31 protein-coding genes are annotated in these 22,574 nt (G+C 62.8%); 18 read left to right on the forward strand and 13 right to left on the reverse strand.

Annotation, left to right across the window (positions count from 1 at the left end):
- Positions 1-244 precede the first annotated feature (244 nt).
- The gene (locus AOBCEHNH_RS04545; RefSeq protein WP_152063317.1) at positions 245-1,495 is read right to left on the reverse strand and encodes an MFS transporter; all 1,251 of its coding nucleotides are present in this window, start codon (positions 1,493-1,495) and stop codon (positions 245-247) included.
- Positions 1,496-1,861: 366 nt separating this feature from the next.
- Between AOBCEHNH_RS04545 and AOBCEHNH_RS04550 the strand changes: the two genes are divergently transcribed.
- The 9 genes from AOBCEHNH_RS04550 (at position 1,862) to AOBCEHNH_RS04590 (ending at position 8,479) form a co-directional block, all read left to right on the forward strand.
- Complete coding sequence (locus AOBCEHNH_RS04550; protein ID WP_152063318.1) at positions 1,862-2,893, forward strand: SPFH domain-containing protein; 1,032 nt, start codon at positions 1,862-1,864, stop codon at positions 2,891-2,893.
- Positions 2,894-2,974: 81 nt separating this feature from the next.
- A complete protein-coding gene (locus tag AOBCEHNH_RS04555; RefSeq protein ID WP_006722365.1) occupies positions 2,975-3,169 on the forward strand; it encodes a type II toxin-antitoxin system antitoxin in 195 nt (64 codons plus the stop codon).
- A 116-nt stretch (positions 3,170-3,285) separates the two neighbouring features.
- Positions 3,286-4,023 (forward strand): response regulator transcription factor, encoded by a 738-nt coding sequence (locus AOBCEHNH_RS04560; RefSeq protein WP_152063430.1) that lies wholly within the window; start codon positions 3,286-3,288, stop codon positions 4,021-4,023.
- 105 nt (positions 4,024-4,128) lie between these two features.
- Positions 4,129-5,088, forward strand: coding sequence for an ABC transporter ATP-binding protein (locus AOBCEHNH_RS04565; protein WP_152063319.1), 960 nt, complete (start codon positions 4,129-4,131; stop codon positions 5,086-5,088).
- The gene (locus AOBCEHNH_RS04570; protein WP_193221179.1) at positions 5,081-5,245 is read left to right on the forward strand and encodes a hypothetical protein; all 165 of its coding nucleotides are present in this window, start codon (positions 5,081-5,083) and stop codon (positions 5,243-5,245) included. Before AOBCEHNH_RS04565 ends, AOBCEHNH_RS04570 begins: the two co-directional genes overlap by 8 nt.
- Positions 5,246-5,248: 3 nt before the next feature.
- Positions 5,249-6,130, forward strand: coding sequence for a hypothetical protein (locus tag AOBCEHNH_RS04575; protein WP_152063320.1), 882 nt, complete (start codon positions 5,249-5,251; stop codon positions 6,128-6,130).
- 138 nt (positions 6,131-6,268) lie between these two features.
- Complete coding sequence (locus AOBCEHNH_RS04580) at positions 6,269-7,177, forward strand: sensor histidine kinase (protein ID WP_226803255.1); 909 nt, start codon at positions 6,269-6,271, stop codon at positions 7,175-7,177.
- A gap of 176 nt (positions 7,178-7,353) precedes the next feature.
- Positions 7,354-7,974, forward strand: a complete 621-nt coding sequence (locus AOBCEHNH_RS04585; protein ID WP_152063321.1) for a helix-turn-helix domain-containing protein — start codon at positions 7,354-7,356, stop codon at positions 7,972-7,974.
- A gap of 163 nt (positions 7,975-8,137) precedes the next feature.
- A complete protein-coding gene (locus AOBCEHNH_RS04590) occupies positions 8,138-8,479 on the forward strand; it encodes a hypothetical protein (RefSeq protein ID WP_152063322.1) in 342 nt (113 codons plus the stop codon).
- Between the two features lie 45 nt (positions 8,480-8,524).
- Here AOBCEHNH_RS04590 and AOBCEHNH_RS04595 read toward each other — a convergent pair whose 3' ends face one another.
- Entirely contained in the window at positions 8,525-8,779 is a 255-nt protein-coding gene (locus AOBCEHNH_RS04595; RefSeq protein ID WP_152063323.1) for a hypothetical protein, read from the reverse strand.
- Positions 8,780-9,365: 586 nt separating this feature from the next.
- Here AOBCEHNH_RS04595 and AOBCEHNH_RS08030 point away from each other — a divergent pair.
- Positions 9,366-9,470 (forward strand): helix-turn-helix transcriptional regulator, encoded by a 105-nt coding sequence (locus AOBCEHNH_RS08030; protein ID WP_226803256.1) that lies wholly within the window; start codon positions 9,366-9,368, stop codon positions 9,468-9,470.
- Between the two features lie 99 nt (positions 9,471-9,569).
- A complete protein-coding gene (locus AOBCEHNH_RS04600; RefSeq protein ID WP_226803257.1) occupies positions 9,570-9,986 on the forward strand; it encodes a hypothetical protein in 417 nt (138 codons plus the stop codon).
- Positions 9,987-10,252: 266 nt separating this feature from the next.
- Here AOBCEHNH_RS04600 and AOBCEHNH_RS04605 read toward each other — a convergent pair whose 3' ends face one another.
- Entirely contained in the window at positions 10,253-11,323 is a 1,071-nt protein-coding gene (locus AOBCEHNH_RS04605; RefSeq protein ID WP_152063324.1) for a helix-turn-helix transcriptional regulator, read from the reverse strand.
- A gap of 558 nt (positions 11,324-11,881) precedes the next feature.
- The gene (locus tag AOBCEHNH_RS04610; protein ID WP_152063325.1) at positions 11,882-12,205 is read right to left on the reverse strand and encodes a hypothetical protein; all 324 of its coding nucleotides are present in this window, start codon (positions 12,203-12,205) and stop codon (positions 11,882-11,884) included.
- A 229-nt stretch (positions 12,206-12,434) separates the two neighbouring features.
- On the opposite strand from AOBCEHNH_RS04610, the gene AOBCEHNH_RS08035 reads away from it, so the two are divergent.
- The 4 genes from AOBCEHNH_RS08035 to AOBCEHNH_RS04625 all read left to right on the forward strand — a co-directional run bounded on the left by AOBCEHNH_RS08035 (position 12,435) and on the right by AOBCEHNH_RS04625 (position 13,753).
- Positions 12,435-12,611, forward strand: a complete 177-nt coding sequence (locus AOBCEHNH_RS08035) for a helix-turn-helix domain-containing protein (RefSeq protein WP_264297776.1) — start codon at positions 12,435-12,437, stop codon at positions 12,609-12,611.
- Positions 12,605-12,865, forward strand: coding sequence for a hypothetical protein (locus AOBCEHNH_RS08040; RefSeq protein ID WP_226803258.1), 261 nt, complete (start codon positions 12,605-12,607; stop codon positions 12,863-12,865). Before AOBCEHNH_RS08035 ends, AOBCEHNH_RS08040 begins: the two co-directional genes overlap by 7 nt.
- A gap of 158 nt (positions 12,866-13,023) precedes the next feature.
- Positions 13,024-13,299 carry a hypothetical protein gene (locus AOBCEHNH_RS04620; protein WP_152063326.1) on the forward strand — a complete coding sequence of 92 codons (276 nt, stop codon included), beginning with the start codon at positions 13,024-13,026 and terminating at the stop codon, positions 13,297-13,299.
- The gene (locus AOBCEHNH_RS04625; protein ID WP_152063327.1) at positions 13,286-13,753 is read left to right on the forward strand and encodes a zinc ribbon domain-containing protein; all 468 of its coding nucleotides are present in this window, start codon (positions 13,286-13,288) and stop codon (positions 13,751-13,753) included. The genes AOBCEHNH_RS04620 and AOBCEHNH_RS04625 overlap by 14 nt, the downstream gene beginning before the upstream one ends.
- A 3-nt stretch (positions 13,754-13,756) precedes the next feature.
- Here AOBCEHNH_RS04625 and AOBCEHNH_RS04630 read toward each other — a convergent pair whose 3' ends face one another.
- The gene (locus AOBCEHNH_RS04630) at positions 13,757-14,188 is read right to left on the reverse strand and encodes a YjdF family protein (RefSeq protein WP_006722349.1); all 432 of its coding nucleotides are present in this window, start codon (positions 14,186-14,188) and stop codon (positions 13,757-13,759) included.
- 352 nt (positions 14,189-14,540) lie between these two features.
- Here AOBCEHNH_RS04630 and AOBCEHNH_RS04635 point away from each other — a divergent pair, with 352 nt between their 5' ends.
- Positions 14,541-15,155: a hypothetical protein gene (locus AOBCEHNH_RS04635; RefSeq protein ID WP_226803260.1), complete on the forward strand. Its 615-nt coding sequence runs from the start codon at positions 14,541-14,543 to the stop codon at positions 15,153-15,155.
- A 56-nt stretch (positions 15,156-15,211) separates the two neighbouring features.
- On the opposite strand, the gene AOBCEHNH_RS04640 is transcribed toward AOBCEHNH_RS04635, so the two are convergent.
- The 8 genes from AOBCEHNH_RS04640 to AOBCEHNH_RS04675 all read right to left on the reverse strand — a co-directional run bounded on the left by AOBCEHNH_RS04640 (position 15,212) and on the right by AOBCEHNH_RS04675 (position 20,495).
- A complete protein-coding gene (locus AOBCEHNH_RS04640) occupies positions 15,212-15,562 on the reverse strand; it encodes a hypothetical protein (RefSeq protein ID WP_226803262.1) in 351 nt (116 codons plus the stop codon).
- Between the two features lie 197 nt (positions 15,563-15,759).
- The gene (locus AOBCEHNH_RS04645; RefSeq protein ID WP_152063329.1) at positions 15,760-16,533 is read right to left on the reverse strand and encodes a class I SAM-dependent methyltransferase; all 774 of its coding nucleotides are present in this window, start codon (positions 16,531-16,533) and stop codon (positions 15,760-15,762) included.
- 132 nt (positions 16,534-16,665) lie between these two features.
- The gene (locus AOBCEHNH_RS04650) at positions 16,666-16,980 is read right to left on the reverse strand and encodes a TfoX/Sxy family protein (protein WP_152063330.1); all 315 of its coding nucleotides are present in this window, start codon (positions 16,978-16,980) and stop codon (positions 16,666-16,668) included.
- Positions 16,981-17,081: 101 nt separating this feature from the next.
- The gene (locus AOBCEHNH_RS04655) at positions 17,082-17,987 is read right to left on the reverse strand and encodes a hypothetical protein (RefSeq protein WP_226803264.1); all 906 of its coding nucleotides are present in this window, start codon (positions 17,985-17,987) and stop codon (positions 17,082-17,084) included.
- 126 nt (positions 17,988-18,113) lie between these two features.
- Entirely contained in the window at positions 18,114-18,452 is a 339-nt protein-coding gene (locus AOBCEHNH_RS04660) for a hypothetical protein (RefSeq protein ID WP_152063331.1), read from the reverse strand.
- Between the two features lie 21 nt (positions 18,453-18,473).
- Positions 18,474-18,689, reverse strand: a complete 216-nt coding sequence (locus tag AOBCEHNH_RS04665; protein WP_152063332.1) for a hypothetical protein — start codon at positions 18,687-18,689, stop codon at positions 18,474-18,476.
- Positions 18,690-18,884: 195 nt separating this feature from the next.
- On the reverse strand, positions 18,885-19,712 hold the full coding sequence (locus AOBCEHNH_RS04670) for a hypothetical protein (RefSeq protein ID WP_152063333.1): 828 nt from the start codon (positions 19,710-19,712) through the stop codon (positions 18,885-18,887).
- 156 nt (positions 19,713-19,868) lie between these two features.
- On the reverse strand, positions 19,869-20,495 hold the full coding sequence (locus tag AOBCEHNH_RS04675; protein ID WP_152063334.1) for a hypothetical protein: 627 nt from the start codon (positions 20,493-20,495) through the stop codon (positions 19,869-19,871).
- Between the two features lie 153 nt (positions 20,496-20,648).
- On the opposite strand from AOBCEHNH_RS04675, the gene AOBCEHNH_RS04680 reads away from it, so the two are divergent.
- Positions 20,649-21,245 carry an RNA polymerase sigma factor gene (locus AOBCEHNH_RS04680; RefSeq protein WP_152063335.1) on the forward strand — a complete coding sequence of 199 codons (597 nt, stop codon included), beginning with the start codon at positions 20,649-20,651 and terminating at the stop codon, positions 21,243-21,245.
- Entirely contained in the window at positions 21,229-22,419 is a 1,191-nt protein-coding gene (locus AOBCEHNH_RS04685; RefSeq protein ID WP_152063336.1) for a DUF4179 domain-containing protein, read from the forward strand. Before AOBCEHNH_RS04680 ends, AOBCEHNH_RS04685 begins: the two co-directional genes overlap by 17 nt.
- Positions 22,420-22,574: the final 155 nt, after the last annotated feature.

The raw sequence follows: 22,574 nt of genomic DNA on the forward strand, positions 1-22,574 counted from the left end.
TAGAGAACTTGAATTGGGGAGACTATAGCAAAGCGAAGCGGTCCGCACGGCATCGTCCGGGTGTTTTCGGCATACGGTGGAAACCAGCGGCAGCATCTCGAACGCTCGCCGACTCGATGATGGCCATGGACTCGACGCCGCGAGAATAAGCGGCCAACGGCGCCCTCGCGGGCACGCCGTCGGCCGTCCTTCGCATCGCAACGACCATGCTAGCCGCTTGGGGCGGGTCGCCCATCCAAAAGCGCTACCCGATCTTCCTGATGCTCGGTATCGTCCAGGTGATACCCGCAAGGATCACCATCGCAGCGCCGATGAGCACGAAGCACGCGCTCACGCCGATGGCGTCGGCGAACAGGGTCGACGCGACGAGCCCCACGGGCATGGCCCAGCTGCAAACCGCCCCGTAAAGGCCGAAGACGCGCCCCATGCACTCGGGATCGATGCGCTCCTGCATGAGCGCCATCTGCGGGGCGCTGTACAGCGGACTCGACAGCCCCATCGCGAACGTGAGGCCCAAAAACACGACGAGGGCCGAGGGCGGCACGAGACCGCTCGCGAGCGTGGCCGCGCCGAAGAGCGCGATTGCGAGCGCGCACGAGAGCGCGTGGTTCCTGAGGCCGCCCGTCACCCCAATCCAGCCGCTCGCCGCGATCATTCCGACCGAGAACGCGATCTCGGCGATAGCCGACTGCGTGGTGGTGCCGCCGAAATGGTCGAACACCATGAGCGGGAACAGCGCGGAGATAGGCGAGAACAGCACGGAGAACGCAAATCCGATCCAGAGCATGGCGAACAGCCCGCGATGGCGCTTGAGCTCGCGGAAACCGTCGGCCGTCTCCGAGAGGAACGCCCGCACCGCACGGCGCGACGCCTCGGCGTTCTCCTCGAGTGCATGGCTCTCGGGCACTGGCGTCTTTATACCGGAGACCGCGACCGCGATGCTCGCGAGCACCGCGCCGGCGACATCGAGCGCGATCATGAAGGTCAGGCCGAACGCCGGATAGATGACTGCCGCGATTGCGTTGCCGATGATGTAGCTGCCCGACTGCATGAACTGGAGCATGCCCGCCAGCTTTCCGAGCGCCTCGGGCGGGGCCATAAGCGGCGTGAGCGCGTTGAACGCAGGCGTGTGGAGCGTGCTACCTAGGGCGCGAACGAACAGCACCGCCGCCACGGCAGTGACGGAGAGATCGCCGCGTAGCGATCCGAAGACGAGCGTGAGACTCACGGCGGCTATGAAGAGGTCCGCGCCGATCATGAGCCGCTTGATGGACGTGCGGTCCACGATGGTGCCCGCGAAGGCGCCGAGGAGCGCCATGGGCAAGAAGGCCGCCAGGCTCACGAACGACAGGGCGCTCGCGGAGCCGGTGGTGAGGGTGACGTGCCAGATGAGGCCCATCTGCAAGATGGAGCTCGTGAGCACGGAGAAGAACTCGCCGATCCAGACGATGGCGAGCGAGCGCTTCCAGGAAGCGCGGGGATTCGGTTGTGTCATGGAATAATCCTTTGTTGCGATCGGTGATATGCAGCGAAGTACCGGTCGCTCACGCGACCGTGGCTAGAGCCAAATCCTCATGGAAGCGAGCATGATACAGCCCCCTTTCCTAAATCCAGGTGCACCTTCAGTCGTGAGTGGGAGCTATTCTAGGGACTTGCCGGCAAAGATGCAACAGAGCGGCCGCGGCGGAGCACAGAAGTGCGCGCGCAGGCACCGATTCTTCTTGACTTGGTCTCAATGTGATATCACAATGCAATCAGCAGCCGCACGGACTGCTCGGGGATTCGCCTCCTCCCCATCGCAATCTGGAGGCGGCGCCGGGGCCGTCACGCAAACGCCGGCGCAGTCGTGAAAGGAACTCACATGAGCGTGGAAAAGCAACTCAAGGCCACGTCGGGCTATGGCATGCTCGCCGCCGTCATCGCGACGCTGCTCGCCATCGTCGGCCTCTTCATCTGGAGCCTCGCCGGCATCGCCGGAACGCCGGACGGCGTCGACGCGCCCGCCGTCTACGGCTGGGGCCTAGGGCTCAGCATCGTCGCCTTTTGTTTTTGGTTTTTGCCGCTGAACGGCTTCTTCTCGCTTCAGCCCGGCCAAGCTCGCGTGTGCATCCTCTTTGGCAAGTACGTGGGCACCGTGCGCGACGAGGGCTTTTTCTGGGCGAACCCGTTCTTTAGCAAGAACATGGGTGTGAGCGACGCCTCCGAGGACGCCATAGCCGCCGCCGCCGTAAAGGCAAGTCTTTCCCTGAGAGAGAGCGTCAAGGCGGCGGGCAACGCCGCCAAGGGTCTGTCCACCACCATCTCCACCCGTGTGCGCACCCTGAACGGCGAGCGCCTGAAGGTCAACGACAAGATGGGCAACCCCATCGAGATCGCCACCGTCGTGGTGTGGCACGTGGCCGACACCGCCAAGGCCCTGTTCGACGTGGACGACTACCAGAGTTACGTGGCCATGCAGGCCGAGACGGCGCTCCGCCACGTGGCCAGCGTGTACGCCTACGACCACCTGGAGGACGAGTCCGACGCCGCCGGCGCCATCACCCTGCGCGCCAACGTTGAGGAGGTCTCCGAGGCCCTGCGCCGCGAACTCGCCTCACGCCTGGCTCCCGCCGGCGTGGAGGTGGACGACGCCCGTCTCACGCACCTCGCCTACTCCCCCGAGATCGCCCAGGCGATGCTGCGCCGTCAGCAAGCGGAGGCCGTCATCGCCGCGCGCAAGAAGATCGTCGAGGGCGCCGTCTCCATGGTCGACATGGCCGTCAAGGAGATGGCAGCGGGCGGCACCATCGAGCTGGACGACGAGCGCAAGGCGCAGATGGCCAGCAACCTCATGGTGGTCCTGTGTGGCGAGTCCGAGGCGCACCCGGTTCTGAACGCAGGCTCCCTGTACTAACCACCCAACCTCAGTTTAGGGACAGTCCCTAAACTGAGGTTTTCCAGCCACACGCACCTCAGCTCGATAAGAAAGCACGTCATGGCACGCAAGCAATACCCCCTTCGCATAGACCCCGCCATATGGGAGGCCGTCCAACGCTGGGCGGACGATGAGATGCGCAGCGCCAACGGCCAGGTAGAGTGGATCTTGCGCGACGCCCTCAAGCGCGCGGGAAGGCTGCCAAAGAAGGAGAAGCCACGCAATGAATCCGAGGGGCAGGTAGACAGCCTGTAACCGCAACCCACCAATCGATGTACACCCCCTCGAAAGCACATCGCTTTCGAGGGGGATTTTTACGTCTCTGAACGATAATGGACGCACCCGAGGCAGACGCGGACGAGGAGACCAACATGACCGCGAACATCCTGGTCGTCGAAGACGACGCCGACATCAACGAGATCATCTCCACCCAGCTCTCGCGGCAAGGGCACACCTGCACGCAGGCGTTCTCCGGGACCGAGGCGCTCATGCGTCTCGACCCCAATGGCGGCCCGCTCCCCTACGACCTCGTCATATGCGACCTCATGCTCCCCGGGGCCACGGGCGAGCAAATCATCGACAGCGTGCGGGGAATCGATTCCGCGCTGCCCGTGATCGTCATATCGGCGAGGACCTCGACCGCCGACCGGGTGGAGCTGCTCAAGCTCGGTGCAGACGACTACCTCACCAAGCCATTCGACCTTGATGAGCTCGCAGCACGCGTCGAGGTACAGCTCCGGCATAGGTCGAAGCAACGCGGACCACGCACGAATAAGAGCAGAACGCCGCACGAGAAAGCCAGCGGCACGCTCGTCTTTCGCGACTGGATGCTCGAACCCTCCTCACGCACCTTCTTGGTGTCGGGCTCCCCACTTCAACTCACCCGCATCGAGTTCAACCTCCTCGAGGCCATGATGCGCCAGCCCAGGCGCGCCTTCTCGAAGCAGGATCTCTTTGAGGCGGCCTGGGGTGAACCCTATGCCGGCGACGACAGCACGGTCACGGTCCATATATCCAACATCCGAGCCAAGCTCAAGCCGTCGGGCACCGACGCGTACATAAAAACCGTCTGGGGCATCGGCTTCAGGCTCGACGAAGATAAACGCTAACCCACCAAGCCGAACTTTACCCTTTCTTTAGGGTTGCTTCGGACTTTATCAAGAGATGGACCGCATCCTTGTAATCAAGTTGATGCTGAACTGCAAGGAGGCACCATGAACATCATCGAAACCCATGCGCTCTCGCGCGTCTACGGCAAGAGGCGCGCCGTCGACAGCCTCGACATGTGCGTCGCTGCCGGCGAAATATACGGATTCGTGGGCAAGAACGGCGCAGGCAAGTCGACCGCAATGAAGATGATCGCAGGGCTCGTGCGCCCGACCTCGGGCTCCGTAGAACTCTTCGGTGCGCAGCGACGAGCGCGCGAGGGGTTCTCCCGCGTCGGCGCACTCATCGAGGACCCCGGCATCCTGCCGACGTTCTCCGCACTCGAGAACCTCATGTGCAAGGCGCTCGCCCTCGGCGTCGTCCGCCCCAATGCGCACTGTCGCGAACTACTGGAGCTTGTCGGCCTTGCCGACACGGGAAGCCTGCGCGTCAAGAAATTCTCCCTGGGCATGAAGCAGCGCCTGGGACTCGCGCTCGCGCTCGTGGGCGGACCGGACCTGCTCCTGCTCGACGAGCCATTCAACGGGCTGGACCCCGAATCGACGAGGGCCATGCGCGGCGCCCTTGTACGTCTCAACCGGGAACGGGGCGTGACCATGGTTATCTCAAGCCACGTCCTCGACCAACTCGACCGCATGGCGACGAGTTTCGGTGTGATCAGGTCGGGCCGCATGGTGCGCGAGCTCTCTATGGACGACCTGCATCGGGAGTGCGGTAACTCCATCCGCATTAGGACGAATGACCCCGCACGAACGCTCGCGATACTGGAGGAAGCGCTGCCGGGAACGGCACTGCGCGCGGAGCCGGACGGGTCGATTCTCGCGAGCGCAGCCGTACGCCACGCCGCCACGAGCTTCGGGGGCGCCGCTATCGCCCCCATGGCGCCCTCCGCGGAGGACGTGGCAAGGGCCCTCAGTGAGCATGGCCTGCTCATCCTCGAGCTCAGCCACGTCGAACGCGACATCGAGGAGTACTTCGTCGAGCTGATGGGCGGGGCGGATGCTTAGTCCAACGCCCCTCGCAAGCGCCTTTGCGCCGTCCGCGCTCATGCCCTCATGGCCGCCGACACTCGGCCGGCTCGCACCGGCCATCAACCTCATCATCGACATCGCGCTCGTCGCGTTCCTCGTCTACATCCTTGTCGCCGCCCGGAAAGGCAGGTAAACCATGTTGAATCTCCTTCGCTCGGATCTCTATCGCTGCACACGCTTCCGCGGGTTACGCGGACCCCTGTGGCAGTATCTCTCCGTCGTCCTCGGCGTCGCGATCCTCGAGGTCGGGCTCAACGCCCTCATCATCTCTCAGGGACTCGGTGAGCTCGAAGCGATCAGCGTGCACGAATCCCTCGCCACGCCCTCAGTGTTTTTGGGCTGGTCCATGTTCGGATCCGTCTCCGTCGTGGGCTTGGCGAGCGCCTACGGCATGGTCGAGTGGATATTCGCCGATCTGAATGACGGCTATGTCAAATCGCTCGTCTCCTCGCTCGCCGGGCGCCTGTCATATTTCACGGAGAAGGTCGTGTTCTCGGGCATTTGGGCGGCCATGATGCTCATCGCGGGCATCGTGTGCCACCTCGTCTGCATGCAGCTGCTCCTCGCCCTTCCCCTGGGCCTCTCCTTCACCTCGTTCGACGGGGCGGCCGAGCTCGCGCTGTGGCTCCTCGGAGGCTGGCTCGCCGTGTGGGCGCTCACGGTGATCCCGCTTTCCGTCGTCCTGCTCTTCCGCAAGAAGCTGCCCGCCTACACCCTCACGTTCATCCTGATCATGGGCGTCGTCCCCGTCGCGCTCATGTTCGCGGCCAATATGGGGGCGCAAGCCGCTCCCGTGTTTGAGCCGCTGTTCTCCGCCCTCAACGGCATCGCGAACTGGATGCCGAGCATGGTCATCGCCGCCTTCAAGCTCGGCGCGGGAGCCATGTTCGATCCAGCGCAGACCTTGCCGCTCATCGGCGCCGTCCCCACGTGGCTGTGGGGTGCGTTGGCGGGCCTCATGTGGACCGCCATCGGCGGCGGCGCGTTTCTCCTCACCGCAAGCAGGCGAGACGTGTAATCCGGGTGCTCGATGAGTCGCCGCTCAGGCCCGCCCTCGAGTCCGCACCGAGACGGCGACGAAACCCGACTATCCTATCTTTAAGCTCCCCGCCGCCCACCTGCTCGTCAGGGGGCGGCACGACATCAAGGAGGCACCGTGTCCCCAGGCGCACTCGCCGTACTCATGCTCGTCATCGGCGTTCTCGCGGGCGCGCTCATCACGACTGCGGCATATGCACCCGAGCTCCGCCGAATATCGCGGCTACTCGACGCGCGTCGGGACGGCAGAGCGTCCGCCAACGCGCGCATAACCATGGGCGCGCACGCCCCAGGGGTCGCCGAACTCGCCGAAGCGATCAACCGGGAGCTCGATTGCGCCATGCGCTCGCATATAGACGGCATGAGAGCCCAGCGGGACTTCCAACGCGACCTCTCCGCGCTCTCGCACGACATACGGACCCCGCTCACCGGGGCAAAGGGCTACCTGCAGCTCGCCGCAGACGAGGCGGACCCCGCGCTCAAACGGCGGCGCATCGACGCCGCGGTCGAGCGCATCAACCGGACCTCCGAGCTCCTTGACGCGCTCTTCTCCTACACCAAGGCGAGCGACCCCGACCTCGTTCTCAATGCCGAGCCCATCGACGTGCGCGAAATCGTCGAGCAATGCCTGCTCGGCCACTATCCGGATTTCGAACGGCTCGGATGGGAGCCGGTCGTAACGGGGACCGGAGCTCCGCGCATCACGGAGGCCGACCGGCAGGCGATGGGGCGCATCGTGGAGAACCTCGTCGCGAACGCGCTGAGGCATGGCAGCGGCGCACCCGAGCTCCGCATCGCAACGGCGCCCGAACAGACCATCCTCTCCATCTCGAACCCTATCGACCGTCCCGATGAGCTGGATGTGGAGCATCTCTTCGATCGGTTCTACAGGGCAGACTCCGCACGGCGCGGCGGGGGATCGGGACTCGGCCTGGCGACGTCCGCGAAGCTGGCCGAGGCCATGGGGATGTCCCTCGAGGCGAAGGTGGATCGCGGCCGCCTCACCATCGAGCTCCGAAGCCACTAAAGCTGATGAACAATGTGAACTGTAAGACCCGCAGCTCAGAAGCGTGTATAAAGCCTTTTGGCAGCGCGATCTGACCCCTCGGGGACGCGGTATAAAGACCTTTGATGGTACGATTTGCCCGTCAATGCCATGGTGACTTTCGACAAGGGTCACCCCGATCTGCAAGGAGCAAGCGCATGGAGCTGGGCTCTCACATCAAGGAGCATCGCACGGAGCTCGGACTGTCCCAAGACGACCTGGCGGAGCGCATCTACGTGTCGCGCCAGACCATCAGCAACTGGGAGTGCGGCCGCACGTATCCTGACGTCCAGAGCCTACTCTTGCTTTCCAACGTGTTCGGGGTGACCGTGGACTCCCTCATCAAAGGAGATGTGGAAACCATGGCACAGGTAATGAACGAAGCGGTCAAGAAGTACAACGCCCTCTCCACGGTCACGGTCGTGAGCGCGGTCGTGTTCCTGGGGCTGAGCGCGTGGGCGGCGTTCCAGTTCGAATGGGGCTGGGGCGCCCACATCGCGCCCACCGCGGCGTTCGCCGCCGTGGCGCTCGTCGTGATGCTCGTGGCGTTCGTGTATATGGAGCGCATGAAGAAGCAGCACGACCTCGTCACGTACCGCGAGGTGCTGGCGTTCAGCCGCGGCGAGCAGGTCGATCGCGACACGCTCGAGGGACACCGCGAGCGCGAGATGAACCCCTGGGTCAAGGGCGCGCGTAACGGCGTGCAGATCATCCTCGGCGCGATCGCCGGCGGCATGGTTGGCGTCGGCATCGGCATGCTCGCCAAGATGTTGAGCTAGGGGCATTCTTCACGCATGCCGAAGCGGCGAGGAAGTTAGACGACCTCGCCGCTTCGGCATAACCGGGGGCCTCGATTTGGAGGCAGGCGCTCGATTGAGATTGCTCTGAATTGAAGCCTCGTGAGACAATCGGCGCAGAGACTTCTTTCCAAGGGAGGCGGGCATGAGCGCGGGCTTGGGCAAGACGGCAGGCGCCGCAATAGCGACCGGCGCTATCTGCTGGCTCATTCCCGCCCTTCTTGTGGGTGTCGTACCGCCCGATGCGGGGATGATTGTTATGATGCTTCATCTCTATGGCATCGCGCCATGCACGGCAGCTGCCCTCGGCGTGCTTGCCGCGACGTCGCCGCGGACGCTCTTTTGGATACCGGCGGCGCCTGGCGTCGCATTCGCCTTGTTGTTCCCGCTCGCGATGGATGGTGCACAGGATATCGCGTTCTACGGCATTGCCTACGCTGCAATCGGATATATCGCCATGGGTGTACGTACCTGTGTGTGCAGATAATTTACGAGATGGTCGCGGGCGCGTCGATTGAGATTGGCACGGCCCCTAAACATTGAAACGAGTGAGCAACGCGAGCGCTGTCGCCAGAACGCCGCCCACCCGCACCGCGTTGAGCATGGTCTTCTTATCTCCCCAAGTGACCCATGCGGGCAGAACGGGATGGAGGACAAAGGCGGCACCGCCGAGCGCAGAGGCGATATTGAAGAGGATGGGGATATCGAACGCGGTGGCGGCGCAATCGCCGACCGCGATGACAACAAAGCAGATGAGCATCTGCGCGCCAAAGGTGATTCGCTTCATCTCGAGCCCCTCCGCTTCTCACGGATACTTAGCCTATATTACCACCATGGAAGACCGGGCAGTGCAGCACGCCAACGCCCATCGATTGCGCCACCTCAATTTGGCGCCTGTCCTCAATTTGATCCCCTGCGGCATCGCCTGCACTGCAACCGGCCATCTCGCTCTGCACATACACGCCCGCACGGCACATGACGGCGCCCGCCTTGAACACGGCGCACGGCGGGCCTCGAAGTGAGTGGAAAAATAGTTGAGCCTCGGTATACAGAACTTGTCGATGCCGCTACCTGCGGTTTTATGAGTGAATATTACCCGAAATACACGGTCTGCTTTGGGGGTCCGGAAAAAGCACTCACCTCGAGGGGGGAGCTTCACCCAATTGAAAGCGCGGCGCACTCGGTCTAGAAGCGCCCGACCCCATACGCCGCTGATTCTCGATTTGCATCGACCAGTGCTTATCGCCGCAGGTAGACATGATGTACAACAGATTTTGCAGAGGCCGGCGGTCCTTGCCGCGTAAGATGTACAACAGATTCGATAGCGCACGCGGCGTGTTCGCGAGACGCTCCTTCACGACCGGGATGTGACGATGGACATCAGCAACCAGATCAAGACGCGGCGCGAGGCGATGGGCCTCTCGCAAGAGCAACTTGCCGAGAAACTCTATGTATCGCGTCAGACGATCAGCAACTGAGAGCGGGACAAGACGTATCCGGACGTCCAGAGCCTGCTCATGCTGAGCGTCCTGTTCGGCACCTCCATAGACACGCTCGTGAAGGGAGACGTGACCGTTATGGAAGAGGCTGTCAAGAGAGACCGCAAGTGCTTGGGAACGCGGATGCTGCGGCTGGCCGTGCTGATGCTCGCGCTGCTCGTATTGCCTTTTGCCCTAATATTCTCACCTGCGTTTGACTGGATGCGGGGGTATTGGGGCGTGGAGATCGCCGCCATAGTAACGCTCATCCCCGCAATGGGCGCCCTTGTTTTGAGTAACACCATAGAGAACATCAAGCAGGAGAACGACTTGGCTACCTATAAGGAGATCCTCGCCTTCATGAACGGCGAGGCGGAGATCGAGCGCGATCCCCGGGCCCTCCCCCGCCGCGGCTGGGCAGCGAAGCATCGTCATGCCTACAACGCGCTGACAATTCTCGCCGGCGGCGTCATCGGCGCGGCAATCGGCTACATCATTTGGGGGTTGCTGAACTAACCAGCCTGCCGGCGGGCCAGGCATCCGTCGATTGCCTATGGCTTCTCCGAAATTACCTATGGGCTCTTGCGGTATCCCCGCGGCTTCCCCGAAATGTCTATGGGCCCCTTGCAATTGTCTATGCTGTTCAGCCAATTCAAGGAGCTCAAACGGAAGGAAGTCATAGGCAATCTTTCGGACGTTAATGCTGGACCTCAGAATAAGAGCTGCGCAAGCCCGTGGCTCTCAATCTAAGACCTGAAGCGGAAATCCAGAAGCGTCCTTTATCAATCTCCGTCGAGCGCTTTAATGACAATTGTCACAATGGCACACAAAATACCCCCAACCATCCAAGGGAGCCAGAAGTAACTGACGGGGGAATCGACCGCAGCATGCCCAGCATCGATGGTATCCCAGGTCGTCCCGGCAAGCGAAGGGCCCATAAAAAGCCATGTAAGTGCAATGATGGTCGCAACGAGCATGATGACGCCGCAAATTGCCTCGATCTTCTTGTGTGTGCGCCTTGCGGAGCGCAGCTCATCGCGCACCGCCTCCGGCACATCGATGCGCGCGATGTCCTCCATCTCGAGCTCCTCCGCCGCACTCCGATTGTAATCAGCAATATCGATGCGATCGTACATCATACCTGCGTATACAATCATCCATACGCCTATAGCGACCAGCAGAAACAATACAGCTGCCGCCGCCCAGCCCGCGCCAGATTCACGCTCGACGAACGCACAGAGCATTACTCCGGCAAAAATCGAGCCCAGGCCCGCAATGACACCTTTGACAAGCAGCCGCCTAGCCTGCAAACGCTCTTCCTCTGTATAGAAATCTTCAATGAAAGGATGGGCCTTTACAAAAGCAGAGTGCTCCATACCGGAAGAGACAAGTATGCCGATTCCAGTAAGAACACCCAAAAACAATGCGCCCAAACCCAAAAGCTCACTCCAGCCCGATGCAATTCCACCGTTGAAAAACCCAGGCGTACCCGATGTCTCCTCAAAGAACACCAGGCCGACGATGCCTAAAACAAACGAGGCAACGCCCGTAGGCACATGTTTGGAGTACTTGCGCATGTGTTCGTCGTAGCCGCACACATCCGTCGCGGGACCGGATGGCACGGTCGCGGCAACGGGCACGGGATCACGGTCAGTGAGATCACCCTGCACCAAATCGTCCAGCGAGCATTCGAAGATCTGGCACATCTTGATGAGCTTGTCCATCTCCGGATAGGACTTCTCGGCCTCCCATTTGGTGACGGATTGGCGGGACACCCCGAGCAACATAGCGAGCTGCTCCTGGGTCATGTGGCGCTCTGCGCGCAGATATTGCAGGTTGGTGCGAAAGCTCATGATGGGTCCTCTCGTTGGCTGGGGCGAGAGTCCGAACAGCGCAATCCAACTCAATGCAGCGCCCGAACTCGACATCCAACGTTTGGCGTTTTTTCCTGCCGGCGACTTACACACTACGGTTGCCGCACGGCGAGAACCACCAACTTGGGGCTTCATTTTACGCAACTTACAGGCATCCTGCGGTTGCAAACCGCAGGTAGATTGGCTAGACGTCAAATGAGGGTTCCCATGGCGAAGTTCACCGCAATGCTGCTCGCAGCTGCCGTGCTCGTTCTATCGATCACGCTACTTGTTCTTGCCGTTTTCTAACGGCCGAGGGGTGAGACTCGCCATATAAGGGAACAGCCGCCCTGGCAGGAGCGGCTGTTCGTGCGGGTTTCACCCCACTGCTTCAACTCCAGGAGGGCGTACGTCTCCCTAGTCGCCACCAGTATACCCGCTTTACGGCGCCCCTGCACGCCTCCGCGGGTTTCTGGGCGGCGCCGGGCTTCGCGAGCTCGGCGCCGTTTTTGCTGTGCCGCGGCCAAGGCGAGTCAATCAATCTAAATAACGAAGAACCTAGCCCTGGTTTCGAAAGCTGCGTACGAGAGCGACCAGATTCAAACCGAACGTCAACACGATGAGCGCGACTGCGCAGGCGACGTAAACATCAATGGTGTCGTACCACGCAGAAGCATTGTCCACGTGAGCGAAATGCTGCAGCTGCATCAACACTCCCAAAAGCGACAACGCTGCAGCAAGCCCACTGGCCCCTATGAGCGCCGGCATCGCTTTCGAACGCGCAGCAACAGCCGCTGCAAGTGCGAGAACGACAGCCACCACGCCCGGAAGAAGCTGGGTTGCAACCAAGACAAAACCAGATCCCCAATCAAAAACGCTCATGGCAGCTCCCTTCTCAATTAGGGTCTTTACCAGCTTGTACCCCCTGTGAAATCAAACAATCTTCGCGTACGTTACAACCCGTTGCTTGCGGCAACGGACCATCTGCGGGCAGCATTGCGGTAACGTAGGAACCAGGCGAGAGAAAGGATTCGCCATGCTGAACGAGAACATCCAGGCCCTCAGGAAATAGAAGGGTCTCTCGCAAGAGGAGCTCGCGCTCAAGCTGAACGTGGTAAGGCAGACGGTATCCAAATGGGAGCGCGGGCTCTCGGTGCCCGACGCTGAGATGCTCGTCGCCATCGGAGAGGTGCTCGGCACCCCGGTGAGCACGCTGCCGGGCGAGACCGTCCCCACATCCGAGCCGGGGGGGGCCTACAGGCGCTCTCCGAAAAACTTGAGGTGCTGAACGACCAGTTCGCACGAGCGCAGGAATCCAAGCGACGCGTGCTGCACGCCCTTTGCATCGCGATCGCCGCCGCCACGACACTCGTCCTTATCGCACTGGCGTCGATCGGCGGCTCGTATCTCGAATGGGATTTCTCCAATCAGGAATACGCGGTGGTGGGAACGATGCTCCATGGATTCGAGTGGATCTTCGCTCGAATGGCACCAATCATACTGGCGGGATCGATCGCGGGCGCAGTTGCGTCCCGCAAATAAGGCCCTTCATCGCTTTCGCGATCGATTTACCATGGACACCGCCTCGCAATGGGCAGCACATTGAACAATGACCACACGAAAAAGAGGTTTTTCGTATTGTTTTTCCGTTCCGCCAAGTACAGAAGCGCAGTAAGGCACAAAAGCGCAGGAAAAATGAGGTGATTAACTTCTTGTACTTGACGATTTCCAAAATCAGTACGAAAAACCTCAAGACCATGAATCCGATTAATGAAATCATGCATTTAAAGAGCTTTACGGTGGGCTTCGACATGGAAAAACCGGATGCAATGCGAATCAGCGCAGAACCGACCACGCCCGCAACAAAGCGTTGCTCGACCATCAAGGTGCATCGCGGGATAATCGCAGGCAAGCGGCGGGATCAAACCCCGCCGCCCAAGGCCCGATCAAAGGAAACCCGCCATGATCCTGCTTAAAGACGCCCTGGCCCAAACCCGACGCGAACGCGGCCTCACCCAAGAAGAACTCGCCGCGCGCCTCTTCATCACGCGCCAGGCGGTCAGCCGCTGGGAGACCGGCGCGACCGAGCCCGGCATAGACATGATCAAACTCATTGCGCGCGAGCTCGACGTCCCCGTGACGCGCCTGCTCGACATGCCCGAGCACTACTGCCAGAGCTGCGGCATGATGTTCACTGAACCCGACCAGCGCGGACATGAGGCGGATGGAACCGAGACCGACGAGTTCTGCCGCTGGTGCTACGACAAGGGCGCGTATACCTACGAGACCACCATGGAAGAGATGATCGAGGACTGCGCACCGCGCATGGCTCAGAACATGGACTGGTCCGTGGACGAGTGCGCGTCGCTTCTGGGCGCCATCCTGCCGACACTCCGCAGGTGGAGGAAGAGCGCCCGACCGAACGAGTAACGGCTATTTCCCGCGGTGCTTGCGGCGTTTCCTTTCACACCGGCCTTCCCAGCGCGAACGCGCTTCATCCTGACGCCGCACTGCTCGCTCGCTTCGCGATTCATCCTTGACGCGCTCCCGCTCGCGGGCGAGCGCAAGTTGCGAAACAGTCGATGGCCCGCGCTGGTGCATCGCCTTGGCCGCCTCGCGCGCACGACGCTTGGGGTTGCCGGGCAGCCGTCCGACACGTGGCCCAACAGGCTCCGCCTCCGCACTCAGGCGCAGGCTCGACCAGCGCTCAAGCACCCACGTATAGACCTCTTCATTCGACGGCTCGGCGCCGAACACCACGCGCTCGACCTTCAACATGTCATTTTCGACATGCTCAACCACGCCCACCCAAAACTGACCGTCGTGATAGACCGTCAGGGTCGATGAGACCTCACTCTTTCGCATAGCCGCGACCTCCTTCTATGTAGGGCTACGCGAAGAAGGGACAACCAAGGAGGCAGGTTACTGGCAGGCGAGCACCCACGGCCCGACTACCCGACGGGCACTGTGTTTTTATCTTCGATGGATATCAGTATAGCGCCACGAAACTCGCCAGTTAAGGGAACAGCCGCCCTGGCAGGAGCGGCTGTTCGTGCGGGTTTTACCCCACCAACTCTGTTCCAGGAGGGCGTACGCCTCCCAAGTCGTTACCAGTATACCCGCTTTACGGCGCCCCCCCCGCACGCCACCCGCGGGTTTCTGGGCGGCGCCAGGCTTCGCGAGCCTGGCGCCGTTTTCTAATAATCGGACCCCAGCATTGCGACAAAACAACTCGGCGCAGCCCCGCCCCGCAAAGAAAGCACGCCTCAAACTGCTCGCTACAGCTTGCGGCATCCAAAACGAAGCGGGTCTCGCCTCGTTGCAATTCGCATCGATGTCACCTACCGTTGAGGAACCTGCATCCGGGCACTCGACACGGCGATCCCAGGGGGGCGCAATGAACAGGAAAACGGCTCTCATCGCGATAGCGGGCGCTTTCGCCGCTCTTGGTATCCTGGCGGCGCTCGTCGGCCCCTCCTGCGGAAACGTGAAATCGGTCGAGCGCATCGCGCGGGCGACCGATCTTTACAGCAAAGGCGACATAGACGATGCGTTCAATGCCGTCGAATCGGAATTCGCCTCAGGTTTTAAGGGATGCACGCTTGATGAGCTTCGCTACGACGACGAGGTTGAGTCCAAATTTCTAGACGAAATGCTCGCGCATGAGCAAAAAGGCAAAGGGGACCTTATCGTCGTGCTATCCGAATTCACGACCGACTGGCGGGCGGCTGACGAGGGCTTCTCGCCGAACGACAGATACGAAGGCTGGCAATGGATTCTCACCAGGCCCTCGCAAGACGCCCCATGGAAGGTTGTCGACTGGGGCTATTGATGAGCCGCGGTGATGCACCACGCGGCCCTCGCCCCGTGCAAACCGGCGCACGCTTGCTAGATCGCATCCGTGTTCAGGCCGTCAAAGCCAAATTCCCCCCGGTCGGAGTCGTAGACGAACAGCGCCTCGATACCCAGGTAGTCATCTTTCTCCCCCGACATGGATCCCTCGGAGCAGCGGCCCAGAAAATGGAGGTAGATCTGGGCCATGACCTCACCGCCCTCGCGCCGCACATCGACAGACGCCAGGTACCACTCCCCCGTCATCTCCCTTACGCAGGGGAAGACGTCCTCGTCCATCCAGTCGTCCGCGTCCAGGTACTCCGCGCACTCCTCAATGGCCGTCTCGATCAAGCCCTTTCGGTGGTCGAGATAAAGCCTTTCCAAACCATCGGATTCGAAATTCATCTCGGGTTGCAGCCTCCGACCGTACGTCACGCATTCGTTTCGCGGGTTCGGATGCGGCATGGCTATTTCCCTGAATGCAAACGGCTTCTCCATGACCCATCGCCCTCCTCTGCGACCGACTCCATTCTTCCGAATCTAGCACAGAAAAGGCCCCGCCCTCGTTATCCAGTCGGACGGCGAGATGGGCGGCAATGACGTCAGCCGGCCTTCACGGCGTAGGTCGCCCAGAAGGTCGGAATGTTCAGGTCGTGCAGACGACCCTCGCCATAGGTGTCCTCGTAGCAGTCGACCAGCCGGAAACCAGCCTGAAGCTGGCCTCGAATCTGCTCCTCAAGCGTATGCGAGAACTGGATGCCGTCCTCCACGGGGTCGAGCGCCGCCATGTGGTTGGGATTCTTCAACGGGTTGAACGGCAGGCTGCACACCGCCCGCTCCTCAGCGTCGTCGAACGCGTACCCGAAGCCGTTGTCCAGGCCCGCCAGCAGGCGCCCGCCGGGCCTCAGGATGCGATGGCACTCTCGCCAGAGCGGCTTGACCTCTTCTATGTAGCAGTTCGAGACGGGATGGAAGACGAGGTCGAACTCCCCGTCCGCAAAGGGAAGCGGCTTCGACATGTCGCCTCGAACGATCTCGATCTCGTAGCCCTCGCGCTCGGCGACCATCCGCTCGGATTCCAGCTGGCTGGGCGTGTAATCGAACACGGTGCACCGTGCCCCGAGAGCGGCGAAGATGGGCATCTGCTGACCTCCGCCGCAGGCGAGCCCCAGTACGCGCAGGCCGGATAGGTCGCTCGGATACCATTCGGGCGGAACGGGCTTGGTGGGGGTCAGCAGCATGCGCCACTCGCCCTGCCGAGCCTCGAGATATTCCTCATGGCTCAAGGGCGTGCCCCACTCCCAGCCCCGTGCGTTCCACCCGTCGATGGCGCGGGCGTTCACATCGGCGTAGTTTTCTGTGGTTATGTCCGTCACAGGCAGGTCCTTTCAATTCGGGACGCCGCATCGATCACGACGCATCGACGCCCTCCATGCGCAGCAGGCCGAGGGGCACGAGCAGCGTCTCGCACGCGCGCAACCCGCAGCGGGCGTAGGCCATCTCCCCCGTCATCGGCGGGCCCTCCGAGCCGGGCCGCCGCGGAGCTCCGCGCAGACGGCCCCCACCAACCGGGAGAGCGCATCGCCGTCATCCGAGTCGACGAGCCGCATCGGACGCGCACCCTCGTAGGGGACGGCGGTCGTGCCCAGCGCCGATGCGGACGCGGGGGTCTCCTTGATGAGCAAACGATCGTCGTAGACGCCGCCGAACAACGTGCCCTCCGAGTAGAGGAGGTACTCCCCCATCATCTTCCTCGTGGTCAAGCCCTCGACACCCGAGAGAAGGTCGAGGACATAATCGAAATAACCTTGCGAAGACGCCATGACAGCCTTCTTTCTTCGAATCCGTTAGCCCCGCTCGACGATCGCGCCGTAGCCCGTGTGCGGCAGGTACTCAATCGCGAGCCTGAAGACGGCGTATTCCATCACCCGCTCACCTCCAGCCCTGACAGAACCTCGGCGCGGAGGCGCACCATGCGGGGCGTGAGCGGCTCAAGTGTAGGATCGCCCGCCAGGCGCGCCGCCTCCTCGGGCGACCCGTGCAGTAGCTCGTACTCGGCGAGATAGAGCTGCCAGTTCGCACGCTGTTGATGGCAATCGGCCAGGGCCATGCGCTCGCGCATGCGCGCGGCGTCGGCGGTGTCCCGCTCGGCGGGCGGGCGCACCAGCACGGCGTAATCGGCAACCTGCAGGTCGGCGGAGGCTCGGTTGCGCGAGCCCTCCTTGAAGTTCTTCCGGAACGCCGAGAGCCTCGCCAGCGCATCGCGCGCGCCTTCGAGGTCGCCCACATCGATCCGGCTCAAAAACTCGATCTGCATGGCTCGGAACCACCTGACGTTGTCCTTGCGCTTGAAGGTGACGGACTCGAGGCGGCGCAGGGCGCCGGCGCTATCGAGCTCAAGGTAGTCGCAGTATGCGAGCTCGATGGCGATGGTGTTCGCGGAGCGGCCGAAGCGGTCGCGGGCGGAAAGCACATCGAGCACCGCACGATAGCGGGCAGGGTCGCAATCCTGGGAGACGACCTCTCCGAGCTTGAGGAACAGTGTGCCCATGCGCACGCGCGCGATGAGCACGATGGCGAACAGGAGGACAAAGCAGACGAGGTAGAGCGCGAAGTGGCCCTCCTCGACAAACCAGATCATCGCAACGAGGTTGGCGAGAATCAGCGCGATGGACTGCGCCTTGATCGCGCGCACCCGCTTGACATACGTGGCAACGGTCTCCAGCGCATCCAAACCCCAGTAGGAGGAGCGCCCGTCACCCGACGGCGAGACGTTGTCGATGCGGTTGGGCTCCGGCGCCGGGGCGGGCGGGGTCGGAAGACTACTCATAACGATCAGCTCCTCGGTAGGTTTTGGGGATTGTACCCCCTCCGGGATTGCAGGCCACCGCGCCGGCGTTCCAGGTCGCAAGACGAACGCGGCCGCCACCTTCAATTGCCGGGCGGGCGGCTCACCTCACAGCTTCAAATGATCGAACCCCGGATACCCGCGCCGCAGGGCCTTGTTGAACTGCCGCTTGAGGCAGCCCGCCTGCAGATACCACGCCGCATACAGGGCAAGGCCCTCGACGACGAGCATCGCGATGAGGACGGGCACGGAGCTCCTGGTCATCACCAACATGGCATCGAAGGCGGTAAAGAGCGCGAGCACGCCGCTCGTCGCCCTCGTCCGCTCCTCGATCTGGCGCCTCAACTTGCAACGCACGCCCTCGATCTCCATCTCGGAATACGCGGAGGATTCCAAGCCTCTCCTGATTTCATCATCAAGCGTGGCCTTATACAGCGAGAAGAGCATGTGAGCCCCTTTCCAAAACGGTCAGTCGACGAACCAGAGCCAGATGAAGAACACGAGGTACGGGACGCTCGCCAGGTACAGGGCTCCCGCGGCGACCGCGAACCCGGGCCGAACGCTGGTCCCTCCCCTCGCGCGGCTGACCTCCCGCACCGTGAGGGCGACGGCGATCGCCAATCCGCCGACGGCCAGCGCGGCCATGCCGAGCGAGAGCGCCGCCAACCCCATCGCGGTGGCCATGACCGGGGCCATGAGTAGGGCGCACCCGCAGCCCCCGGGGCTGTACAGGCGCGCGGACGAGCGGACCGGACGACGGCACCGTTGACACGCGACGAGAGTCGGCCCCGCGGGACAGCTGCTTTTGAGCGTCGACCGGGCGTGAGGGGACTCCGCCACAGGAGCCGTTCTCTCAGTCACGCGCGCCATTGCCGCCCCCTACTCGATCGGGTCGCCCGCGGTGGCAGGACCGTCCACGTCGCGCGCGCCCACGAGGGTGCGGGTCTTGGGGTACCAGCGAACCTCGGCCATCGGCTCATCGAGGACAAGCGCGACCTTGGGCCAGTCGGCCGCGTTCACGCTGAGGCGCGCGTCCACGTGATGGTTCGCCACCGACTCCCCGTCCCTGTAGAGCGAGACCTCGAACGTGGTGGGCGACAGCGCCGCCCCGCGGCCGCGCGGCTTGTTGATCTCGGCCTCGTAGAAGGCGAAGCGCTCCTGCCGCCATCCCCCGTTGAGGTCGTCAAGCATCTCGCTGCAGGAGAACGCGCCGCCGGCGATCGAGATGACGGCGAACACGCCGCAGAACGCCACGATCGCGGCGGACCCGGTGTGCTTGTAGGAGATGGGGTCCTTCTTGCGGTGACGGCGGTAGGCGAAGGGGATCGCGCCGAAGGCGACCATGAGCGCGAGCCCGAACACCCCCGTGGTATCGGCCGAGGAGAGCGCGCCCATGGCGAGGAAGAACGGCACCACGTAGCAGAAAAAGCCGAGCAGGATGCCCTTGAGCTCACGGGCGAGGACGGCGGAGTCGACGTGCCTGCGATGCATGCGCTGCAGGTAGACCATGGGCGTGAAGCACAGCATGGAGATGCCGAACAGGATGAACCCGACGCCGACCGATGCGCGGTTGTACAGCGCCGCCGCCCCGACGCTCGTGGCGAAGCGGCCGTAGACGAGCACGCCGAACGCGGTGAAGAGGAAGACGCAGCCGATGATGGCGACGGCGCCCTGCTTGCGGTCCCTCGCGGTGGTGAAACGTCCCATGCTTCCTCGCTCACGTCAATGCGGCCCAGTCCGTCCCCGGGCCGACGATTCAGTCGAATCTAGCACATGACGGGGCAACCCACGGCGTCGGTTCGGTAAAGAGAGCGGAGGGCTCGCCGTGCGCGGTGCGCGTGCGGCGGGCACTGCGGGGCGTCGTCAATCGACGGGATACATCACAACCGGATTGGCGGGGGTACCGTATGCGGTGAAGTGCGGCTCCGACCCGCGCCACTCGAGCGCGTAGGTCCCGTTGCCCATGGGGCTGTAACCATCGTCGGCGCTGTAGCCGGCGATCTTCCTGCCCACACCAAAGCCTCCCGGGATCAGATACACGTCACCGTAGCCCGCCAGAAGGACGTTGCGCTCCACCACCACGACCCGGTCGCCCGCGGGACCCGTCGGCTCGGCAATATAAGGCGCCGCAAGAAGGCACTCGAAGCCGGCCACCAGAACGGATGCGAACAGGACGAGGACCGTGATGCCGTTCGCGAGCCATCGGACGGCCCGTTTCCCATCTGTCACAGGCCCCTTCGCCGAATCGCCCCCAGATCGACGCGTCATCCAACTCGCGACCGAGAGGAAGACCGAGGCGCATGCGAACAGCAAAGACAACTCATACCCCGCGGGTGCGAGCACCAGCGGGCCGACGAGCAGCACGGCGGCGGCAACGCCGTGAAAGGGAGGCGTAATGAGCAGGAGGGACACCAGGACGCAAACCCGGCGCGCAAACGTCAACCGACGGGCGCGCGGGGACGTGCGCGAAGCGGTTGCAGTTCCATCCATATCCGCTCCTCTCCACGTGCGCGAAGCGGCATCGCGTCACATTCTTCGAACAATTATGCCAACTATCCGCCGCCTCCGCGTATTGTCTATAGAGGGAGATATCACAAACCGGTCCCTCGCACGTCACACCAACTCAGAAAGCGAGGTGAGGATATGGGAGCTTGGAGCACATCCGCCGCCCACGAAGCACGAGATGGGCACCGGCAGCCGTCGCGGGCAAAGGACGACTCGGCTCGCCGCCCAATCGAGGCGGAGGCGAAGCGACTCGTCGAAACGTACGCGGACACGATTCTCCGTGTGAGCTACACCTACCTGCGCAGCACGCAAGACGCCGAGGACATCTGCCAGGACGTCCTCCTCAAAGCGCTCGGTCATGCAGGGAGCTTCGACTCCGCCGAGCACGAGCGCGCGTGGATCATCCGCGTCGCCATCAACGCCGCGAAAGACCTTTTGAGGCGCCGCGACAGGCAGGGCACCGTCGCACTCGACGACATAGCGGAGCCCGTCGCGCCGATGGGCGCCACCGACCGCGAGCTCGAGGCCCGCGCGGAAGGCGTCCTGGAGCTTGTCATGGCCCTGCCCTTGGAATACCGCGAGGCGATCTACCTCCACTACTACGAGGAGTATTCCATCAAGCAGATCGCGGCCATCGTCCACGCATCCGAATCGGCCGTGGCAACGCGACTCAGTCGCGGCCGCTCCAAGCTTCGCCCCACCCTGGAAGGAGCTCGACATGAGTTCGACCTTTGACCCCACTTCCTACCGATCCGACCTGAACCGGCTCTCCTTCTCCGACGAACAGAAGGCACACATGGCGGCACGGCTCGCAGAGACCGCAAGCGACCGCACGGCAGAGGCGAAGGAGGCGCGCGAGAACGGAACGGGCAAGATCTTGGAGCTGCACGGCGCCGGTGCCGCGCATAGCGCGTCAAAGTGCGTGCGTCGCCCCAAAGCTCGTCGCGGCAGGGCGCAGCGCATTGCGGCGGCGCTCGGCATCGCCGCGATGCTCACTATCGGGGGCGGCACCGCCTACGCCACCGGCACGCTCGCCCGTGCGGCGGACTCCCTCGCTGCGGTCTTCGGCGCGGGCCCCGCGCAGACCGAGCTCATCGACCGCATCGGCCGACCAATCGGCGCGAGCTGCACGAGCAACGGCATCACTATCACGGCCGACGCAATCATCGGCATGCGCCACGCCTACGCGGTGGTCTACACCATCGAGAAGGACGACGGGACGGCGTTCGATGAGATCACGATGAACGAGAACGGGCACTACAACCTCTTCCTCGAGGGAGGCGGCAACATCAACGCGCTGACCGCTCTGCGCCTTGGCGTGCAAGGCGGCCACGGCGGCGCCTACACTTTCGACGCAGACCCCTCGGACAACGCCATCCAGCTCATGGAGATGATGAGCCTCACCGGCACCGACGCCTCGCTCTCGGGCGAGACGCTGCACTTCGACGCCAGCAAGCTCCTCTACATGCCCACGAGCGCAGACGGACAGAGGGACCTACCGGTTGAGACCATCGCCACCGGTGACTGGAACATGTCGTTCAAGATCGACTACAACGACCTGTCTGTCGACCTGCCCGCGGGGCAGAGCTTCACCGTGAACGGCCACAACGCTGTCGTGGATGAGCTCGCAATATCCCCACTCGGCGCGACCATCACCTACACGGTCGACGCCGTGGACGGGCCTTCCGAGCCCACCGGCCTCGAGACCAATTCCGAGAGCCGTGCCGGCTACGGCAACTTCAGCGTGACCTTCACCGACGGCACCACCGAGGAAATCGGCAGCGGCTACGGGTCCTGGCGGGAGGGCGGCAAAACCGTCGTGCAGAAGACCCGCCTTTTCGACCAGATCCGCGATGTCGATGACATAGCCAGCATCACCGTCGGCGATCTGACGGTCCCCATCCAGTAGAGACGGCACCCTTTGACCGGGAAAGCCTAACAGTATGAAGACGGCGGGCACCCATTTTGGGCGCCCGCCATTTCCCATTCCGAACCACGCAGGACTTTTCATCGAAACACCCGGACTTCGACATCACCTTTGCCCGCGTAGCCAGCCTCCACGTC

It is taken from the genome of Collinsella intestinalis (genome assembly GCF_902501455.1).
Taxonomy (GTDB): domain Bacteria; phylum Actinomycetota; class Coriobacteriia; order Coriobacteriales; family Coriobacteriaceae; genus Collinsella; species Collinsella intestinalis.

What these genes read in the sequence shown, in the direction of transcription:
- AOBCEHNH_RS04545 (WP_152063317.1), bottom strand. Translation starts at nt 1,495, where the DNA reads ATGACACAACCGAATCCCCGCGCTTCCTGGAAGCGCTCGCTCGCCATC.
- AOBCEHNH_RS04550 (WP_152063318.1), top strand. Translation starts at nt 1,862, where the DNA reads ATGAGCGTGGAAAAGCAACTCAAGGCCACGTCGGGCTATGGCATGCTC.
- AOBCEHNH_RS04555 (WP_006722365.1), top strand. Translation starts at nt 2,975, where the DNA reads ATGGCACGCAAGCAATACCCCCTTCGCATAGACCCCGCCATATGGGAG.
- AOBCEHNH_RS04560 (WP_152063430.1), top strand. Translation starts at nt 3,286, where the DNA reads ATGACCGCGAACATCCTGGTCGTCGAAGACGACGCCGACATCAACGAG.
- AOBCEHNH_RS04565 (WP_152063319.1), top strand. Translation starts at nt 4,129, where the DNA reads ATGAACATCATCGAAACCCATGCGCTCTCGCGCGTCTACGGCAAGAGG.
- AOBCEHNH_RS04570 (WP_193221179.1), top strand. Translation starts at nt 5,081, where the DNA reads ATGCTTAGTCCAACGCCCCTCGCAAGCGCCTTTGCGCCGTCCGCGCTC.
- AOBCEHNH_RS04575 (WP_152063320.1), top strand. Translation starts at nt 5,249, where the DNA reads ATGTTGAATCTCCTTCGCTCGGATCTCTATCGCTGCACACGCTTCCGC.
- AOBCEHNH_RS04585 (WP_152063321.1), top strand. Translation starts at nt 7,354, where the DNA reads ATGGAGCTGGGCTCTCACATCAAGGAGCATCGCACGGAGCTCGGACTG.
- AOBCEHNH_RS04590 (WP_152063322.1), top strand. Translation starts at nt 8,138, where the DNA reads ATGAGCGCGGGCTTGGGCAAGACGGCAGGCGCCGCAATAGCGACCGGC.
- AOBCEHNH_RS04595 (WP_152063323.1), bottom strand. Translation starts at nt 8,779, where the DNA reads ATGAAGCGAATCACCTTTGGCGCGCAGATGCTCATCTGCTTTGTTGTC.
- AOBCEHNH_RS08030 (WP_226803256.1), top strand. Translation starts at nt 9,366, where the DNA reads ATGGACATCAGCAACCAGATCAAGACGCGGCGCGAGGCGATGGGCCTC.
- AOBCEHNH_RS04600 (WP_226803257.1), top strand. Translation starts at nt 9,570, where the DNA reads ATGGAAGAGGCTGTCAAGAGAGACCGCAAGTGCTTGGGAACGCGGATG.
- AOBCEHNH_RS04605 (WP_152063324.1), bottom strand. Translation starts at nt 11,323, where the DNA reads ATGAGCTTTCGCACCAACCTGCAATATCTGCGCGCAGAGCGCCACATG.
- AOBCEHNH_RS04610 (WP_152063325.1), bottom strand. Translation starts at nt 12,205, where the DNA reads ATGAGCGTTTTTGATTGGGGATCTGGTTTTGTCTTGGTTGCAACCCAG.
- AOBCEHNH_RS04625 (WP_152063327.1), top strand. Translation starts at nt 13,286, where the DNA reads ATGATCCTGCTTAAAGACGCCCTGGCCCAAACCCGACGCGAACGCGGC.
- AOBCEHNH_RS04630 (WP_006722349.1), bottom strand. Translation starts at nt 14,188, where the DNA reads ATGCGAAAGAGTGAGGTCTCATCGACCCTGACGGTCTATCACGACGGT.
- AOBCEHNH_RS04640 (WP_226803262.1), bottom strand. Translation starts at nt 15,562, where the DNA reads ATGAATTTCGAATCCGATGGTTTGGAAAGGCTTTATCTCGACCACCGA.
- AOBCEHNH_RS04650 (WP_152063330.1), bottom strand. Translation starts at nt 16,980, where the DNA reads ATGGCGTCTTCGCAAGGTTATTTCGATTATGTCCTCGACCTTCTCTCG.
- AOBCEHNH_RS04655 (WP_226803264.1), bottom strand. Translation starts at nt 17,987, where the DNA reads ATGAGTAGTCTTCCGACCCCGCCCGCCCCGGCGCCGGAGCCCAACCGC.
- AOBCEHNH_RS04660 (WP_152063331.1), bottom strand. Translation starts at nt 18,452, where the DNA reads ATGCTCTTCTCGCTGTATAAGGCCACGCTTGATGATGAAATCAGGAGA.
- AOBCEHNH_RS04665 (WP_152063332.1), bottom strand. Translation starts at nt 18,689, where the DNA reads ATGGCCACCGCGATGGGGTTGGCGGCGCTCTCGCTCGGCATGGCCGCG.
- AOBCEHNH_RS04670 (WP_152063333.1), bottom strand. Translation starts at nt 19,712, where the DNA reads ATGGGACGTTTCACCACCGCGAGGGACCGCAAGCAGGGCGCCGTCGCC.
- AOBCEHNH_RS04675 (WP_152063334.1), bottom strand. Translation starts at nt 20,495, where the DNA reads ATGGATGGAACTGCAACCGCTTCGCGCACGTCCCCGCGCGCCCGTCGG.
- AOBCEHNH_RS04680 (WP_152063335.1), top strand. Translation starts at nt 20,649, where the DNA reads ATGGGAGCTTGGAGCACATCCGCCGCCCACGAAGCACGAGATGGGCAC.
- AOBCEHNH_RS04685 (WP_152063336.1), top strand. Translation starts at nt 21,229, where the DNA reads ATGAGTTCGACCTTTGACCCCACTTCCTACCGATCCGACCTGAACCGG.